The organism is Neorhizobium sp. PAMB6716 (assembly GCF_058242805.1).
In genome coordinates this window covers 3,286,823-3,302,500 of record NZ_CM177835.1, presented here as the reverse complement: position 1 = coordinate 3,302,500, position 15,678 = coordinate 3,286,823, and the positions used below count along the sequence as shown (strand labels likewise).

The window sequence follows — 15,678 nt, the reverse complement described above, 5'->3', positions numbered from 1 at the left end:
GAATGTTGACATGAGTAACGATAAAGGGGGTGAGAGACCCCCTCGCCGAAAGACCAAGGGTTCCTGCTTAAAGTTAATCTGAGCAGGGTTAGCCGGCCCCTAAGGCGAGGCAGAAATGCGTAGTCGATGGGAACCACGTTAATATTCGTGGGCCTGGTGGTAGTGACGGATTGCGTAACTTGTTCATTCTTATTGGATTGGATGGGCGAGGAAGCGGTTCCAGGAAATAGCTCCATCATTATAGACCGTACCCGAAACCGACACAGGTGGTCAGGTAGAGTATACCAAGGCGCTTGAGAGAACTATGTTGAAGGAACTCGGCAAATTGCACGCGTAACTTCGGAAGAAGCGTGACCCTGCTGTACGCAAGTATGTCAGGGTGGCACAGACCAGGGGGTAGCGACTGTTTATCAAAAACACAGGGCTCTGCGAAGTCGCAAGACGACGTATAGGGTCTGACGCCTGCCCGGTGCTGGAAGGTTAAGAGGAGAGGTGCAAGCTTTGAATCGAAGCCCCAGTAAACGGCGGCCGTAACTATAACGGTCCTAAGGTAGCGAAATTCCTTGTCGGGTAAGTTCCGACCTGCACGAATGGCGTAACGACTTCCCCGCTGTCTCCAACATAGACTCAGTGAAATTGAATTCCCCGTGAAGATGCGGGGTTCCTGCGGTCAGACGGAAAGACCCCGTGCACCTTTACTATAGCTTTACACTGGCATTCGTGTCGGCATGTGTAGGATAGGTGGTAGGCTTTGAAGCGGGGACGCCAGTTCTCGTGGAGCCATCCTTGAAATACCACCCTTATCGTCATGGATGTCTAACCGCGGTCCGTCATCCGGATCCGGGACAGTGTATGGTGGGTAGTTTGACTGGGGCGGTCGCCTCCGAAAGAGTAACGGAGGCGCGCGATGGTGGGCTCAGACCGGTCGGAAATCGGTCGTCGAGTGCAATGGCATAAGCCCGCCTGACTGCGAGACTGACAAGTCGAGCAGAGACGAAAGTCGGTCATAGTGATCCGGTGGTCCCGTGTGGAAGGGCCATCGCTCAACGGATAAAAGGTACGCCGGGGATAACAGGCTGATGACCCCCAAGAGTCCATATCGACGGGGTTGTTTGGCACCTCGATGTCGGCTCATCGCATCCTGGGGCTGGAGCAGGTCCCAAGGGTTTGGCTGTTCGCCAATTAAAGCGGTACGTGAGCTGGGTTCAGAACGTCGTGAGACAGTTCGGTCCCTATCTGCCGTGGGTGTAGGAATATTGACAGGATCTGTCCCTAGTACGAGAGGACCGGGATGGACATATCTCTGGTGGACCTGTTGTCCTGCCAAGGGCATAGCAGGGTAGCTATATATGGAAGGGATAACCGCTGAAGGCATCTAAGCGGGAAACCCACCTGAAAACGAGTATTCCCTATCAGAGCCGTGGAAGACGACCACGTTGATAGGACGGGTGTGGACGTGCAGTAATGCATGAAGCTTACCGTTACTAATAGCTCGATTGGCTTGATCGTTCTCATTGATAATGCTCATCGAAGATGAGCCATCTCTTTCAGTCTTCACGCTGTCGCATCCTTCGGATGCTACGCTGCAGACGGCGCGCCAAACGATTGGCGACGGCCAAAGGCCTGTATGGGTGACCTGCTCATACGGCCGCATGAAAGAAAAAAGACGTGTTCAAAAAAAACTATTGGCTACTGCCTATTGGCTAAGCCCTAGTTACCAGCTTCTCAACACATTGCCCTTAGCTGACCTGGTGGTCATGGCGGGGCGGCTGCACCCGTTCCCATTCCGAACACGGCCGTGAAACGCCCCTGCGCCAATGGTACTTCGTCTCAAGACGCGGGAGAGTAGGTCGCTGCCAGGTCTGCTAAAGGCAATGTTGTCACGGTTTGCACTTGCAAATCCGTCGGGTTTTGCGAAAGCAAATACCCAGGTTTTGCACTCGCAAATACCTCGCGGTTTGAACTTTGCAAATCCGCCAATCTTCTCGTCACAAACACTAACGGCCCAGCCGATAACAAAAGGGTCGCTCAAAGCGGCCTTTCGTCGTTTGGGATACAGGAAAGATTGGCGTACCGAATAGACAATGGTGCGACCCTTACAGGAGACAAATTGCATTCGGCAATTTGCTCCGGCAGTATGCATCACAGCTGCGCTGTGACGCAGGCGCGATAAATCCAAAACGGATTTACGCATGTAACGAGATTTGCCTGACGGCAAAACTCTGTGGGTATTTTGCCTAACGGCAAAAACCCGGTAACGAGATTTTGCCTGACGGCAAAACTTTGACAACGCGGGGTGGAGCAGCCCGGTAGCTCGTCAGGCTCATAACCTGAAGGCCGCAGGTTCAAATCCTGCCCCCGCAACCAATTCCAGCATAATTCGCTCATCGCGATTATATAACAAGGCTTAAGCGCCAATGATGCTCACCGCCTCTGTACATCAGGGGCGGTTTTCGCGTTTGGGAGTAACCGTTGTTCCGACCACACATTGACGGTGTAATTCCATACGCAGCGAAGGACGCGCGCCGATACCAGTACGATATCCTTGATCTCTTCGATTCCACTTGTCAGTGGTAATCCCCCCGCAAACTAAACGGGCTTAAAAGTAGAATTTTCTCACAAGATTTTGGAGAAGATTCCGATGAAGATATCACGATTCAGCGACGCGCAAATCATGGCAATCCTGAAGCAGGCAGAGGACGGCATTCCGGTTGCACAGCTTTGCCGGGAGCATGGCATGAGCGATGCGAGTTTTTACAAGTGGCGGGCCCGGTTAGGCGGCATGGATGCGTCCATGGTCAGCCAAATGAGGAGCATGGAAGAGGAGAACCGGCGCCTGAAGAAGATGTATGCGGAACTGAGCATGCAGAACGATCTTTTGAAGGAAGCTCTCGGAAAAAAGCGCTGAGGCCGTCTCAACGCAAGGAGATGGCCATGCAAGCGGTCCAGAAGCATAATATCAAAGTGGCCCTCGCGTGCCGGACGTTCTCGATCAGCGAGACATGCTATCGATATGGACGCAAGCTCGACAACGAGAACGAAGGCATTGCCGACTGGTTGCTGCGTCTGACGACAGCCAGGAAGACATGGGGTTTCGGCCTTTGTTTCCTTTATCTTCGTAACATCAAGGGCTTCACCTGGAATCACAAGCGGGTTTACCGCATCTATCGCGAACTGGAATTGAACCTTCGGATCAAGCCCAGGAAGCGTTTGGTTCGAGAGTGTCCCGAACCGCTGGCCGTGCCGGAACACCCGAACCGGACCTGGTCGATGGATTTCATGGCCGATCAGCTTGCCGACGGCCGCTCGTTCCGGACCTTGAATGTCATCGATGACTTCAACCGTGAGGGGCTTGGCATCGAGGTCGATTTCTCGTTGCCAGCCGAGCGGGTCGTTCGATCCCTCAACCGGATCATCGAGTGGCGTGGCAAGCCGGATATAATTCGTGTCGATAACGGCCCGGAATATATCAGCGGCACGCTTTTGGCGTGGGCCGAGAAGCGAAACATCACCATCGCCCATATCCAGCCGGGCAAGCCGCAGCAAAACGCCTACATCGAGCGCTACAACCGCACGGTTCGGCATGAATGGCTGGGATGCTTGATATTCGATACCATCAAGGAGGTGCAGGATCACGCCACACGCTGGCTCTGGACATACAACAATGACCGACCCAATATGGCTATCGGCGGCATCACGCCGAGGCAGAAACTGAAAATGGCAGCGTAAATTCTACTGATCGGACCCGTTAAAAACGGGGGGATTACCGCCGCTTCACAGCCGCGAAAGCTAAGGAGAAAGCCTTAGCACAAGCAATTCATGCCTATCGCGTGAAGCTGATTTGAGGGCACGTGGGTTTATGATTGACGGAACTGGATGACGTTGTTGCCGCGCATGAATGCGAGGGCACGGTCTGCCTTGATTGTTGTCACCGCGACGTCCCACGCCTCTGCGTCGGATTCGAATTGCTCGTCCCAGACGTGATTGGTGTTTTGGGGCGGCAAGATCGCCGCGCAGCACGATCACCAGTTCCGCTGCATCCGCAACAAGCTCGATCCGGCTGACCTCGAGAAGCACGCCCTGTGGCTTGTTCTCGGGCTTGTTGATTCAGATCAAGGCCTCCTCTTCACGAAAATGAGAACTCTCCCCATCAGACGGGGTTTGTCGGTCGATCGATGAAACCCCTCTTCCATTGTTCGCCTCCTGGGGGATGTTCAAGATGAACAATACCGTACCAATCGTGGCGCTGACCGTGGGCGCCTTCCTGGCGCTTCTCGGTGCAGGTTTTGCTCACGACGATCTGTTTTCTGCCCATATGTGGGTGCTTTTCTTTACGCTTGCCGCGTTTACCGTGGTGCTCTTGCGTCGGGTGCGTTTTGCGCCTGCGGCCGTGCTTTTGCCGGCAAAGCAGGGCGATCCGCCCGCCTATTTCGATGAAGTGGTCAAGTATGGCACCATTGCCACCGTCTTCTGGGGCGTGGTGGGCTTTCTGGTTGGTGTCGTCGTGGCGCTGCAGTTGGCCTTTCCGGATCTTAATTTTGGCCCCTGGTTCAATTTTGGCCGCATGCGCCCGCTCCACACATCAGCGGTGGTTTTCGCCTTCGGCGGCAATGCGCTGATCTGTACGTCGCTTTATGTCGTGCAGCGCACATCGCGCGCACGGCTGTTCGGCGGTGATGGGCTCGGATGGTTCGTCTTCTGGGGGTATCAGCTGTTCATCGTGATGGCCGCCACCGGTTATCTGCTCGGCATCACCCAGGGGCGCGAATATGCAGAGCCAGAATGGTATGTCGATCTCTGGCTGACCGTCGTCTGGGTCGCTTATCTCGTTGCCTTTCTCGGCACGATCCTGATGCGCAAGGAGCCGCATATCTATGTGGCGAACTGGTTTTATCTCGCCTTCATCGTGACGATCGCCATGCTGCATATCGTCAACAACCTGGCGGTTCCGGTCTCCTTCCTCGGCGTGAAAAGCTATTCTGCCTTCTCCGGCGTGCAGGACGCGCTGACGCAGTGGTGGTATGGCCACAATGCCGTGGGCTTCTTCCTCACAGCCGGTTTCCTTGGCATGATGTATTATTTCGTGCCCAAGCAGGCTGGTCGCCCGGTCTATTCCTACCGGCTGTCGATCATCCACTTCTGGGCGCTGATCTTCATGTATATCTGGGCCGGCCCCCACCACCTGCATTATACGGCTCTGCCCGATTGGGCGCAGACGCTCGGCATGGTGTTTTCGATCATGCTGTGGATGCCCTCCTGGGGCGGCATGATCAACGGCCTGATGACGCTGTCGGGCGCCTGGGACAAGATCCGCACTGATCCGATCATCCGCATGATGGTGATTGCCATTGCCTTCTACGGCATGTCCACCTTCGAAGGCCCGATGATGTCGATCAAGGCGGTTAACTCGCTCAGCCATTATACGGAATGGACTATCGGTCACGTGCATTCCGGTGCGCTCGGCTGGGTCGGCATGATTTCCTTCGGCGCGATCTATTTCCTCGTCCCGAAACTCTGGCACCGCAACCGGCTTTACAGCCTTGCCATGGTCAACTGGCACTTCTGGCTCGCCACCCTCGGCATCGTGGTTTATGCGGCCGTGATGTGGGTTGCCGGCGTGCAGCAGGGCCTGATGTGGCGCGAATATGATGACCAGGGTTTCCTCGTCTATTCCTTCGCCGAAGCCGTCGCCGCCATGTTCCCCTATTACGTGCTGCGTGCCGTGGGCGGGATCATGTATCTCGCCGGTTCGCTGATCATGGCCTTCAACATCACCATGACCATTCTCGGTTACGAGCGGCAGGAAAAGCTGCCGGGCAGCGTGCCCGCCAGCCTCCAGCCGGCCGAATAAGGAGAAGAACCCATGTCCATTCTCGACAAACATCAATTCATCGAGCGTAACGCGACGCTGTTGCTGGTGGGGTCTCTGCTGGTCGTGTCCATCGGCGGCATCGTGGAAATCGCACCTCTCTTCTATCTCGAAAACACCATCGAGAAGGTGGAGGGAATGCGGCCCTATTCGCCGCTGGAGCTTGCCGGACGCAATATCTACATCCGGGAAGGCTGTTACGTCTGCCACAGCCAGATGATCCGGCCGTTCCGCGATGAGGTGGAACGTTACGGACATTACAGCCTGGCGGCCGAATCCATGTACGACCATCCGTTCCAGTGGGGCTCCAAGCGCACCGGGCCGGATCTGGCCCGCGTCGGCGACCGTTATTCCAACCAGTGGCACGTGCAGCACCTGATCCGCCCGCGCGACGTGGTGCCGGAATCGATCATGCCGAGCTACGCATTCCTTAAGGAAACGCCGCTGAAGATCACCGACGTCACCATGGAGCTGAAGGCCAACCGTGCCGTCGGCGTGCCCTATAGCGACGAGATGCTGGAAAGCGCCAAGGCGGATCTTACCGCCCAGGCCGATCCGAATGCCGATACGGCCGGCCTTCTCTCTCGTTATCCGAAGGCAAAGGTGGGCGATTTCGACGGCGATCCGGCAAAGCTGACCGAGATGGATGCGCTTGTCTCCTATCTCCAGATGCTCGGCACGCTGGTCGATTTCTCCACCTATGACGATGCAACCGGTTACCGCTGAGGAGATGCGAAGATGGAAGTCTATACCGCAATGCGCCACTTCGCAGATAGCTGGGGCCTGCTCGCCATGGCCCTGTTCTTCCTCGCCGTGGTGTTCTCAACTCTTCGTCCCGGCGCGAAAATCTCTGCCGACGAAGCCGCAAAAATCCCTCTGAAGGAGGATTGATCATGGCGGACAAACATATTGATGACGTCAGCGGCGTCGAAACCACCGGTCATGAGTGGGATGGCATCCGCGAACTCAACAACCCGCTGCCGCGCTGGTGGCTGTGGACCTTTTATGCCTGCATCGTCTGGGCTCTCGGTTATATGGTGGTCTATCCCGCCGTGCCAATGCTGACGGGAGCGACAAAGGGCTTGCTTGGCTATTCCAGCCGCGCCGAACTGGCGGGCGAAATGGCGGGCGCCAAAACCGCGCAAGGGGCGATCGTTGAAAAGATCTCGGCCTCGTCGCTGCCGGAAATCCTTGCCGATCCGCAGATGGCACAGTTTGCCACCGCTGCCGGTGCGGCCGCCTTCAAGGTCAACTGCGTGCAGTGCCATGGCTCCGGCGCCACCGGTGGTGCCGGTTACCCGAACCTCAACGACGACGACTGGCTGTGGGGCGGCAAGGCCGAGGACATCCACCAGACGATTGCCCACGGCATCCGTTATGCGGACGATGCGGAAAGCCGCGTGTCCGAAATGCCGGCCTTTGCCGATATCCTGAAACCGGAAGAAATCCGCGAGGTTTCCGCTTATGTCGTAAGCCTCACCGGCACCCCGCGTAATCCGGCCATGGTCGAGCCCGGCAAGGCGCTGTTTGCCGATAACTGTGCCTCCTGCCATGGCGAGGATGCCAAGGGCAATCGCGAGTTCGGCGCGCCGAACCTTGCCGATGCCATCTGGCTGAAGGTGAAGGGCGAGGACCAGATCGCCGCGCAGGTTCGCCAGCCCAAGCATGGGGTCATGCCGGCCTGGCAGGCGCGTCTCGGCGATGCGACCGTCAAGGAATTGGCCGTCTATATCCATTCGCTCGGCGGCGGCGAATAATTTTCTGCCTCTGTTCACCCGAAAACTTTCAAGCCGCGCTCTTTGGGCGCGGCTTTTTCGTTTCGAGGCGTGGGTGCGACATCGGCGCGCGCCGGGCTGGAACTTGACCCAAGTCAAGGATTGCCGGGCGGATCGGTGTGAAAAAGGCGGCGATGAGAAGTGGATCAGCCCCCATGAACCTTTACACCGCCAAAAAGCCGAAGACCGAACCCGCAAACGGCGCACCGAAAGCCGGGCCGGACGAGCCGCTTTATGCGGCGCGCAAGAAGATTTTTCCCAAGCGCGCCGAAGGGCGTTTTCGCCGGTTCAAATGGCTGGTGATGCTGATCACGCTCGGCATCTATTACCTGACACCGTGGATCCGGTGGGATCGCGGCCCGTTTGCGCCCGATCAGGCGGTGCTTGTGGATCTCGCCAACCGGCGCTTTTATTTCTTCTTCATCGAGATCTGGCCGCAGGAGTTCTTCTTCGTCGCGGGCCTTCTGGTCATGGCGGGTTTTGGCCTGTTTTTGCTGACGTCCGCCGTCGGGCGTGCCTGGTGCGGTTATGCCTGTCCGCAGACGGTCTGGGTCGACCTGTTTCTTGTCGTCGAGCGTTTTATCGAGGGTGACCGTAATGCCCGCATGAAGCTCGATGCCGGCCCGTGGACCTTTGACAAGGTCTATAAGCGGGTCACAAAACATGCGATCTGGCTGCTGATTGCCATTGCCACCGGCGGTGCCTGGATCTTCTATTTTGCCGATGCGCCATCGCTCGCCTTTGATTTCCTCACCGGCCATGCGGCCTTTGTTGCCTATTCGACCGTCGCGCTTTTGACCGCCACGACCTATGTGCTGGGCGGGCTGATGCGCGAGCAGGTCTGCATCTACATGTGCCCCTGGCCGCGTATCCAGGGCGCCATGCTGGACGATAATTCGCTGGTTGTGACCTATAACGACTGGCGGGGCGAGCCGCGTGGCAAGCATCAGAAAAAGGTGGCTGCCGACAGCAACGCGGCCGGTGATTGCGTCGATTGCAATGCCTGCGTTGCGGTCTGTCCCATGGGCATCGATATCCGCGACGGCCAGCAGCTGGAATGCATAACCTGCGCGCTGTGCATCGATGCCTGCGACAGCGTGATGGACAAGCTGGAGCGCCCGCGCGGGCTGATCGCCTATGCCACGCTTAATGAATACGAGTCGAACATGGCGCTGGCGACCGACAATGGCCGCACCGGCATCGAGCCTGTCCGGGTTAGCAAGGCAGACGGCGCGTTCAGCGACAGCGTACGCCATTTCAACTGGCGCATTATCCTTCGGCCGCGCACGCTTCTTTATATGGGTGTCTGGACGGCTGTCGGCATCGGCCTCGTCGTGGCCCTCCTCAGCCGCGATCGGCTGGAGGTCAATGTGCTGCATGACCGCAATCCGCAATATGTGCTGGAATCGGATGGGTCGATCCGCAACGGTTATACGATCCGGCTTCTCAACATGATCCCCGAACGGCGCACGGTGCTGTTGTCGATGATGGGGCTTGCCGGCGCCGAGATGAAGATCCCGGCACTGACTGATGCCTCCGACCGCGTCTTTGCCATTCCGGTAGAGCCGGACAAGGTGACCACGCTGAAGGTCTTTGTCACCCTGCCCAAGGGTGCCGTGGGCGATGCCCGCGAAGGCTTCAGCTTCATCGCGGAAGACCGGGCCAGCAGTGAAAAAGATGTCTACCGCGCCAACTTCAATACTCCGGGAGCCAAGTGATGACCCATACGAAGAGTTTCGTCTTTACCGGATGGCACATGGCCGGCGTGGTCGGCCTGTTCTTCGGCACGATCATTTCGGTGAATTTCTACATGGCTTATCAGGCGGTCCATTCCTGGAGCGGGCTTGTCGTGGAAAATACCTATGTCGCCAGCCAGCAGTTCAATTCCAAGGTGGCGGAAGCCAAGGCACTGGGCGCGAGCGGCATTTCGGGAACGCTGACAGTGGAACAGGGCGTGATTCGCTATGTGATCTCCGGAGCTGACGGAAAACCTGTTGCCGTCGATACGGTAACGGCAACCTTCAAGCGGCCCGTCGGCGATCACCAGGATTTTTCGGTGGCTCTGACGGATGTCGGCAATGGCACCTATGAGGCCGTGCGCGATGTCTTGCCCGGCCACTGGATCGTGGATACGAGCGCGATGCGCAACGGAGACCGCATTCTCCACCACAACAGGCGCATTGCCGTTATCGGAGCAAAGTCATGAGCTGCTGCGCGCCCGGCACGGAAGCGTCTTTGGACATGGCGCGCGCCACGCTGGCGCTGCCCTCTGCCGAGGAGCTGATGCTGGCCAGCCGCGATCTCGGTGAAGGCCTGCGCCAGCTCGATCTCAGCGTGCCCGGCGTCCATTGCGGCACCTGCATCAGCGCCGTCGAACAGGCGCTGATAGCGCTTTCCCCCGTCCGCAAAGCCCGCGTCAATCTGTCGACCCGCCGCGTCTCCATCGTCTGGCAGGAGCCGCAGCGCGATGGGGCGATGGATCCGGTCGATTTCGTGCGCGCCATCAAACGGGCAACGGGCTATGACGCGCATCTGCTCTCGGCCGCCGAAGAGGCCGGCGACGTACTGAAGGCGCAGCTTATTCGCGGCGTTGCCGTCTGCGGCTTTGCAGCTGCCAATATCATGCTTCTGTCCGTCTCCGTCTGGTCAGGGGCGGAAGCCTCCACGCGCGATCTCTTCCACTGGATCTCGGCGATGATTGCAGCACCCGCCCTCGTCTATGGCGGACGCTTCTTTTACCGGTCGGCCTATGCGGCGCTGAGCCGCGGCCGCACCAACATGGACGTGCCGATAGCGCTCGCCATCACGCTGTCCTATGCCGTGTCGCTGTGGGAAACCATTCACCACGGCGAACACGCCTGGTTCGATGCGACGGCATCGCTCCTGTTCTTCCTGCTGATCGGGCGCACGCTCGATCATATCATGCGTGACCGCGCGCGCTCCGCCATCACCGGCCTTGCCCGCATTTCGCCGCGTGGCGCCATGGTGGTGTCGGAGGATGGAAGCCGGGAGTATCGTGCAGTCGAGGATGTCGTACCGGGAGACCGCATCGCCATTGCCGCCGGTGATCGCGTGCCGGTGGATGGGCTGGTCATCGAGGGGGAAAGCGATCTCGACCTTTCCATCGTCAATGGCGAAAGCGCACCGGTTGCCGTTCGCGCGGGCGCGCTTGTGCAGGCGGGCACTGTCAGCCTCACCGGCTCGCTGCTGCTTCAGGCCACAGCGACGGCGCGCCAGTCGTTTCTGTCGGAAATCATCACGCTGATGGAAGCGGCCGAAGGCGGGCGGGCACAGTATCGCCGCATCGCGGATCGGGCCGCACAGATCTATTCGCCCGCCGTGCATCTTCTGGCGCTTCTGACCTTCCTCGGCTGGGGCATGTTCGGCGGTGACTGGAAACAGGCCATGCTGATTGCCATTGCCGTGCTGATCATCACCTGCCCCTGCGCGCTCGGACTTGCCGTGCCCGTTGTTCAAGTGATGGCGGCCGGGCGGCTGTTCCAGAACGGCGTGATGGTAAAGGACGGTTCGGCCATGGAGCGCCTCGCCGAAATCGATAGCGTGGTATTCGATAAGACCGGCACGCTGACGCTTGGCCGCCCGCAGCTTGTCGAGACGGTGGGCACGCCTGCCCGGATCGCCATGGCCGCAGCAATTGCCGCACACTCACGCCATCCGCTCTCGCAGTCCATCTACAACGCTTATCCGGGCCCTGTTGCAAGCCTTGGGGCGGTTACGGAAATGGCCGGCGATGGCCTGCTCGCCAAAATGCCGGAGGGAGAATACCGGCTCGGCAAGCGGGCGTTTGCCTGCCCGGGTTCGATCAGCCCCCAGCGCGGTGGCTCCGAAGTGGTGCTGTCGCTCGACACGGTGGAAATCGCCCGCTTTCACCTGGAAGACCGTCTGCGGCCGGATGCCGAGACGGCCATCGAAACGTTGCAGCAGAAGGGTTTTGAAACGCGGGTATTGTCCGGAGACCGGCAGCCGGTGGTCGCTGCCATGGCCGCAAGGCTTGGCATCGACGCGTTCGAGGCGGAACTGTCCCCCGGCGGAAAGACAAAGGCCATCGAGGTATTACAAGGGGCTGGCGGGCGTGTGCTGATGGTGGGGGATGGTATCAATGATGCGCCGGCGCTCAGTGCCGCGCATGTCTCGATGGCGCCGGCCACGGCTGCCGATATCGGCCGACAGGCGGCGGATTTCGTCTTCATGCATGACAGCCTTGAGGCGGTGCCGATGGCCATCCGCATTTCGGTCAAAGCCGGCCGGCTGATCCGCGAAAATTTTGCGCTCGCCATCGGTTATAACGTCATTGCGGTGCCGATTGCCATTGCCGGTTATGCGACGCCGCTGATTGCCGCCATCGCCATGTCCACCTCGTCGCTGATCGTGGTCGCAAACTCGCTGCGGCTGAACGATGTGCGGCGGGCGAAGGTTAAAAGTCCCGAAGTGGATCGGGTCAGCGCCGGACCGCTCCCAGGAAAGGCATCACTGGCATGAATATGCTGATTTACCTCATCCCGGTTGCGCTTCTGCTCGGCGGGCTTGGCCTTGGCGCCTTCCTCTGGTCGCTGCGCAATGGCCAATATGATGATCTCGATGGTGCCGCCTGGCGCGTGCTGGACGAGGACGATCAACCAAGGCCTTGAATGCTAACCGATTTCGGTTCCGAAGCCGCCGCCCTTGAGGGGCGGCGGCTTTTCCCGTTCGGTGATGCCGGGCAGGCTCAGGCCGCCGTGCGCGCGGCGCCAGCTTTTGCGGCGGGCACGCGGCGCAGAATTTCCTCGGCGTAGAGCCTTGCGTTCTCGCGCGCCTTGTCGAGATTGCTGATGCGCTCTGCATCCATCGTATACAGTGTTCCGCCACAATCGAAGATATCGCGGAAGGCCGAGCGTTCGATGATCGGCGTATTCAGCACGTCGACATTGCGCTGGGCGAGAAGCCCCTTGACCGCGAGCAGCGCGCGCGTCGTCACCATGGAATTGACGCGGGTCAGCACCACGGAATGGGGCACATGCATGCCGAGCTTTTCACCCAGATATTGCAGTAGTTCCAGCACATGGGCGCCGCCCTGTGCATCCATGGCGCAGCCCTGAATGGGAATCAGCACGTGGTCGGACAGGCCAATGGCCTTGGCCAGAAGCGGGCTTCGCGCGCCGGGCAGGTCGATCAGCACGTAATCGCTGGTTGCCCGGGCTTCCTCCAGATGGCGCTCGACGGAGGCCTGCGTCACGTAAGGTGTTACGGAAAGGCCAGGGATTGGCGGCGAGGCATCGAACCAGCGCGACATCCAGTATTGCGGATCGGCATCGAGAACGGTGACGCGGTGACCCATGCGGGAAAGCTCTGTGGCAAGCAACAGCACGGCAGTGGTCTTGCCGGCCCCGCCCTTGGTATTGGCAAAGGTAATGACGGGCATCGTCGATCCCTGAAAAAAAGGTTCGTGAGCCGGCATTGCTCTCAAAGGCACGACGATCATGGTGCCCTCGCACTGTCGCGCAACATGGTTAAAAAAGGCGAAACGCACCGGTGCAAGAGCGGCAGTTATCGCGGCCAGCCTTCTGTTGCCGGCGGCCTGCCTTAATGGCGCTTGTCGGCGGCCAGGACTTCGCGGGCGATCTGGTCGAGCGAGACAATCCGGTCGACGCCGCCGCGGGCAATCGCTTCTTTCGGCATGCCGAACACCACCGAACTGGCCTCGTCCTGCGCCACCGTGAAGGCACCGCCCTCATGCATTTCCAGCATGCCGCGGGCGCCGTCATCGCCCATGCCGGTCATGATGACACCCATGGCATTGCTGCCAGCTGCGCGGGCAGCCGAACGGAAGAGCACGTCGACGGAGGGACGATGGCGGCTGACCAGCGGCCCGGCCCGCACGGAGACCTGATAGCGGGCACCGCGCCGTTCCAGCAGCATATGCTTGTCGCCGGGGGCAATCAGCACATGGCCACGCAGAACCGGGTCGCCATCTTCGGCTTCCTTGACCTCCACTTCGCAAAGGCTGTTCAGGCGCTTGGCAAAGGCTGCGGTAAACTTTTCCGGCATGTGCTGCACGATCACGATGCCCGGCGCATTGGCCGGCAGCGCCTCCAGAAATTCGCGCAAGGCCTCGGTGCCGCCTGTCGACGCGCCGATGCACACCACCATTTCGGTGGTTTTTGCCATGGCACCGATTTTTGGCGGCGGCAGGATGGCATCGGCCGTCAGCTTTGCCGACACCGGCCCGGTCCCCCGGAAACGGCGCAACTTGCCAAGCCGCGCGCCGGCGGCAGCCTTGACGACGCTGCGCACCCGCTCGGCACTTTCAGCCAGATGGTCGGCAGCGCCGATCTTCGGCTTCTGGATAATGTCGACGGCGCCGGCTTCCAGCGCCTGCATCAGCGTTTCCGAACCCGCTTCCGTCAGCGACGAACACATGACAACCGGAATCGGATGCTGCGACATCAACTTGCGCAGGAAGGTGATGCCGTCCATCTGCGGCATTTCCACATCCAGCGTGATGACGTCGGGTATATCTTCGCGGATCTTGCGCGCTGCCATGAACGGATCGGAAGCGGCACCGATCACCTCGATTTCCGGATCTTCCGACAAAAGCATGGTGAGCGTCTGGCGGATGCTGGCGGAATCATCGACGATCAGGACGCGGATCTTTTTGCCTATCGTGGTGCCCATGGCTCACACTCGCTTGAACACAGTATTGGCCACCTGCCTGATCGGCAGATTGAAGCCGGTTGCCGTTTCCGAATGGCCGATGAACAGGTAGCCGCCCGGAAGCAGGCAGTCGCATAGCCGGCTCAGGACGTGCTGCTGTGTTGGTTTATCGAAATAGATCAGCACGTTGCGGCAGAAGATCACGTGCTGCATGTCCTTGATCGCATAGGCGTCGTCCATCAGGTTCAGACGTCCGAAGCCGACCCGCTGACGCAGCACCGGGGCAATACGCACCTCGTCGCGGCGCGGATCCACGGCCTGCATGATGTATTTTCGGCGCATCTCCTTGGAGACGGGGCTGACGATCTCGCTGGAATAGATTGCCCGGCGCGCGGTGTGCAGCACGTCGGTGGAGAGATCGGTGGCAATGATACGGAAGTCAGCGCCCTGCTTCTGGCCAAGGCATTCGGAGAGCACCATGGCCATCGTATAGGGTTCGGCGCCCGTCGAACAGGCGGAACTCCAGGCGCGGATCATCGTTTCGCCGGCCTTCAGAAGTTCCGGCACCACAGAGCGGGTCAGATAATCGAAATGCTTCGGTTCGCGGAAAAAGTCCGTCTTGTTGGTGGTCACCGCATCGATCAGGTAGACCTGTTCGGTTTCGAGGCCATCGTGATTGAAAAGATGATCGCAATAGTCGTCGAAGGTTGCGATGCCGGTGACGCGCAGCCGTCGGCGCAGACGCCCCTCCAGCATCGTCACCTTGGTGACCGGCATCTTGATGCCACTGTAATCATAAATGTATTTCGCCAGCCGTTCGAAATTCCGCTTGCTCAGGTGGTCATCGAGCGGTTGGCGTGCAAGTCCCGAGGCAGGTGCCAAAATCGTCTCCCGTCACGCCACTTGCAGGGCAGAGGTCACCCCGTCAAGCGCGTGGCTCTGGTCTGAAAACAGGCGGGCGAGATCGATGATGACCACGAAACCGCCGTTGCGTCGCACGACGCCCGAGATGTAATCGGAGCGCCAGCGAATGCCGATATCCGGTGCCGCTTCGATCTGCTCACGCTGGAACGGCACGACTTCGTAGACGCGATCCGCCACAAGGCCGAGCACGAGCACCTTGTTGCCGACGGGAACGTCGAGAACCAGGATGCGCGTATGCGGCGTTTTTTCCGTGCGGCTGAGGCCGAGCCGCAGGCGCAGGTCAATCACCGGAACGCCCTGGCCGCGGACATCCCGCAGCCCCAGCAGATAGTCGGGGCCATGGGGGATCTTGAACGGCTCCTCATGGTCCAGGATCTCCCGGACCACTTCGACCGGCACGGCGAAGATCTCCTCACCGAGACTGAAGGTCACGAACTGGGCTTCTGAAGGTGTCGCCAT

13 protein-coding genes, 1 tRNA gene and 2 rRNA genes (1 of these 16 running past the window's edge) are annotated in these 15,678 nt (G+C 59.3%); 12 read left to right on the top strand and 4 right to left on the bottom strand.

Features of this window, described 5'->3' with window-relative positions:
- From AC4CWH_RS16100 to ccoS, 12 genes are all read left to right on the top strand, one after another.
- Positions 1–1,509, top strand: a 23S ribosomal RNA gene (locus AC4CWH_RS16100); it begins 1,374 nt to the left of the window's first position.
- Positions 1,510–1,747: 238 nt separating this feature from the next.
- Positions 1,748–1,862: ribosomal RNA gene (gene rrf, locus AC4CWH_RS16095) — 5S ribosomal RNA — on the top strand.
- A gap of 428 nt (positions 1,863–2,290) precedes the next feature.
- Positions 2,291–2,367: transfer RNA gene (locus tag AC4CWH_RS16090), tRNA-Met, on the top strand.
- Positions 2,368–2,641: 274 nt separating this feature from the next.
- Positions 2,642–3,729 (top strand): IS3 family transposase gene (locus tag AC4CWH_RS16085; protein WP_491321446.1). Its coding sequence is split into 2 segments (ribosomal slippage): positions 2,642–2,903 and positions 2,903–3,729, totalling 1,089 coding nucleotides; the frame shifts between segments, so codons are not numbered across the junction.
- A 490-nt stretch (positions 3,730–4,219) separates the two neighbouring features.
- The gene (ccoN, locus tag AC4CWH_RS16080) at positions 4,220–5,851 is read left to right on the top strand and encodes a cytochrome-c oxidase, cbb3-type subunit I (RefSeq protein WP_491319518.1); all 1,632 of its coding nucleotides are present in this window, start codon (positions 4,220–4,222) and stop codon (positions 5,849–5,851) included.
- A gap of 12 nt (positions 5,852–5,863) precedes the next feature.
- On the top strand, positions 5,864–6,595 hold the full coding sequence (gene ccoO, locus AC4CWH_RS16075) for a cytochrome-c oxidase, cbb3-type subunit II (protein WP_491283054.1): 732 nt from the start codon (positions 5,864–5,866) through the stop codon (positions 6,593–6,595).
- Between the two features lie 12 nt (positions 6,596–6,607).
- Positions 6,608–6,760, top strand: coding sequence for a cbb3-type cytochrome c oxidase subunit 3 (locus tag AC4CWH_RS16070; protein ID WP_491319517.1), 153 nt, complete (start codon positions 6,608–6,610; stop codon positions 6,758–6,760).
- A gap of 2 nt (positions 6,761–6,762) precedes the next feature.
- Positions 6,763–7,626, top strand: a complete 864-nt coding sequence (gene ccoP / locus AC4CWH_RS16065; protein ID WP_491319516.1) for a cytochrome-c oxidase, cbb3-type subunit III — start codon at positions 6,763–6,765, stop codon at positions 7,624–7,626.
- 173 nt (positions 7,627–7,799) lie between these two features.
- On the top strand, positions 7,800–9,362 hold the full coding sequence (gene ccoG, locus AC4CWH_RS16060) for a cytochrome c oxidase accessory protein CcoG (RefSeq protein ID WP_491319515.1): 1,563 nt from the start codon (positions 7,800–7,802) through the stop codon (positions 9,360–9,362).
- A complete protein-coding gene (locus tag AC4CWH_RS16055; RefSeq protein ID WP_491319514.1) occupies positions 9,362–9,850 on the top strand; it encodes a FixH family protein in 489 nt (162 codons plus the stop codon). The genes ccoG and AC4CWH_RS16055 overlap by 1 nt, the downstream gene beginning before the upstream one ends.
- A complete protein-coding gene (locus AC4CWH_RS16050) occupies positions 9,847–12,144 on the top strand; it encodes a cation-translocating P-type ATPase (protein ID WP_491319513.1) in 2,298 nt (765 codons plus the stop codon). Before AC4CWH_RS16055 ends, AC4CWH_RS16050 begins: the two co-directional genes overlap by 4 nt.
- A complete protein-coding gene (ccoS, locus tag AC4CWH_RS16045; protein WP_491283048.1) occupies positions 12,141–12,293 on the top strand; it encodes a cbb3-type cytochrome oxidase assembly protein CcoS in 153 nt (50 codons plus the stop codon). The genes AC4CWH_RS16050 and ccoS overlap by 4 nt, the downstream gene beginning before the upstream one ends.
- A 77-nt stretch (positions 12,294–12,370) precedes the next feature.
- On the opposite strand, the gene AC4CWH_RS16040 is transcribed toward ccoS, so the two are convergent.
- The 4 genes from AC4CWH_RS16040 to AC4CWH_RS16025 all read right to left on the bottom strand — a co-directional run bounded on the left by AC4CWH_RS16040 (position 12,371) and on the right by AC4CWH_RS16025 (position 15,678).
- Positions 12,371–13,063 (bottom strand): ParA family protein, encoded by a 693-nt coding sequence (locus tag AC4CWH_RS16040; RefSeq protein WP_491319512.1) that lies wholly within the window; start codon positions 13,061–13,063, stop codon positions 12,371–12,373.
- A 161-nt stretch (positions 13,064–13,224) separates the two neighbouring features.
- Complete coding sequence (locus tag AC4CWH_RS16035) at positions 13,225–14,304, bottom strand: protein-glutamate methylesterase/protein-glutamine glutaminase (protein WP_491285493.1); 1,080 nt, start codon at positions 14,302–14,304, stop codon at positions 13,225–13,227.
- A 15-nt stretch (positions 14,305–14,319) separates the two neighbouring features.
- Positions 14,320–15,177 carry a CheR family methyltransferase gene (locus AC4CWH_RS16030; RefSeq protein ID WP_491283046.1) on the bottom strand — a complete coding sequence of 286 codons (858 nt, stop codon included), beginning with the start codon at positions 15,175–15,177 and terminating at the stop codon, positions 14,320–14,322.
- A gap of 12 nt (positions 15,178–15,189) precedes the next feature.
- Positions 15,190–15,678 carry a chemotaxis protein CheW gene (locus AC4CWH_RS16025; RefSeq protein ID WP_491283045.1) on the bottom strand — a complete coding sequence of 163 codons (489 nt, stop codon included), beginning with the start codon at positions 15,676–15,678 and terminating at the stop codon, positions 15,190–15,192.

What these genes read in the sequence shown, in the direction of transcription:
- ccoN (WP_491319518.1), top strand. Translation starts at nt 4,220, where the DNA reads ATGAACAATACCGTACCAATCGTGGCGCTGACCGTGGGCGCCTTCCTG.
- ccoO (WP_491283054.1), top strand. Translation starts at nt 5,864, where the DNA reads ATGTCCATTCTCGACAAACATCAATTCATCGAGCGTAACGCGACGCTG.
- AC4CWH_RS16070 (WP_491319517.1), top strand. Translation starts at nt 6,608, where the DNA reads ATGGAAGTCTATACCGCAATGCGCCACTTCGCAGATAGCTGGGGCCTG.
- ccoP (WP_491319516.1), top strand. Translation starts at nt 6,763, where the DNA reads ATGGCGGACAAACATATTGATGACGTCAGCGGCGTCGAAACCACCGGT.
- ccoG (WP_491319515.1), top strand. Translation starts at nt 7,800, where the DNA reads ATGAACCTTTACACCGCCAAAAAGCCGAAGACCGAACCCGCAAACGGC.
- AC4CWH_RS16055 (WP_491319514.1), top strand. Translation starts at nt 9,362, where the DNA reads ATGACCCATACGAAGAGTTTCGTCTTTACCGGATGGCACATGGCCGGC.
- AC4CWH_RS16050 (WP_491319513.1), top strand. Translation starts at nt 9,847, where the DNA reads ATGAGCTGCTGCGCGCCCGGCACGGAAGCGTCTTTGGACATGGCGCGC.
- ccoS (WP_491283048.1), top strand. Translation starts at nt 12,141, where the DNA reads ATGAATATGCTGATTTACCTCATCCCGGTTGCGCTTCTGCTCGGCGGG.
- AC4CWH_RS16040 (WP_491319512.1), bottom strand. Translation starts at nt 13,063, where the DNA reads ATGCCCGTCATTACCTTTGCCAATACCAAGGGCGGGGCCGGCAAGACC.
- AC4CWH_RS16025 (WP_491283045.1), bottom strand. Translation starts at nt 15,678, where the DNA reads ATGGCGACACCTTCAGAAGCCCAGTTCGTGACCTTCAGTCTCGGTGAG.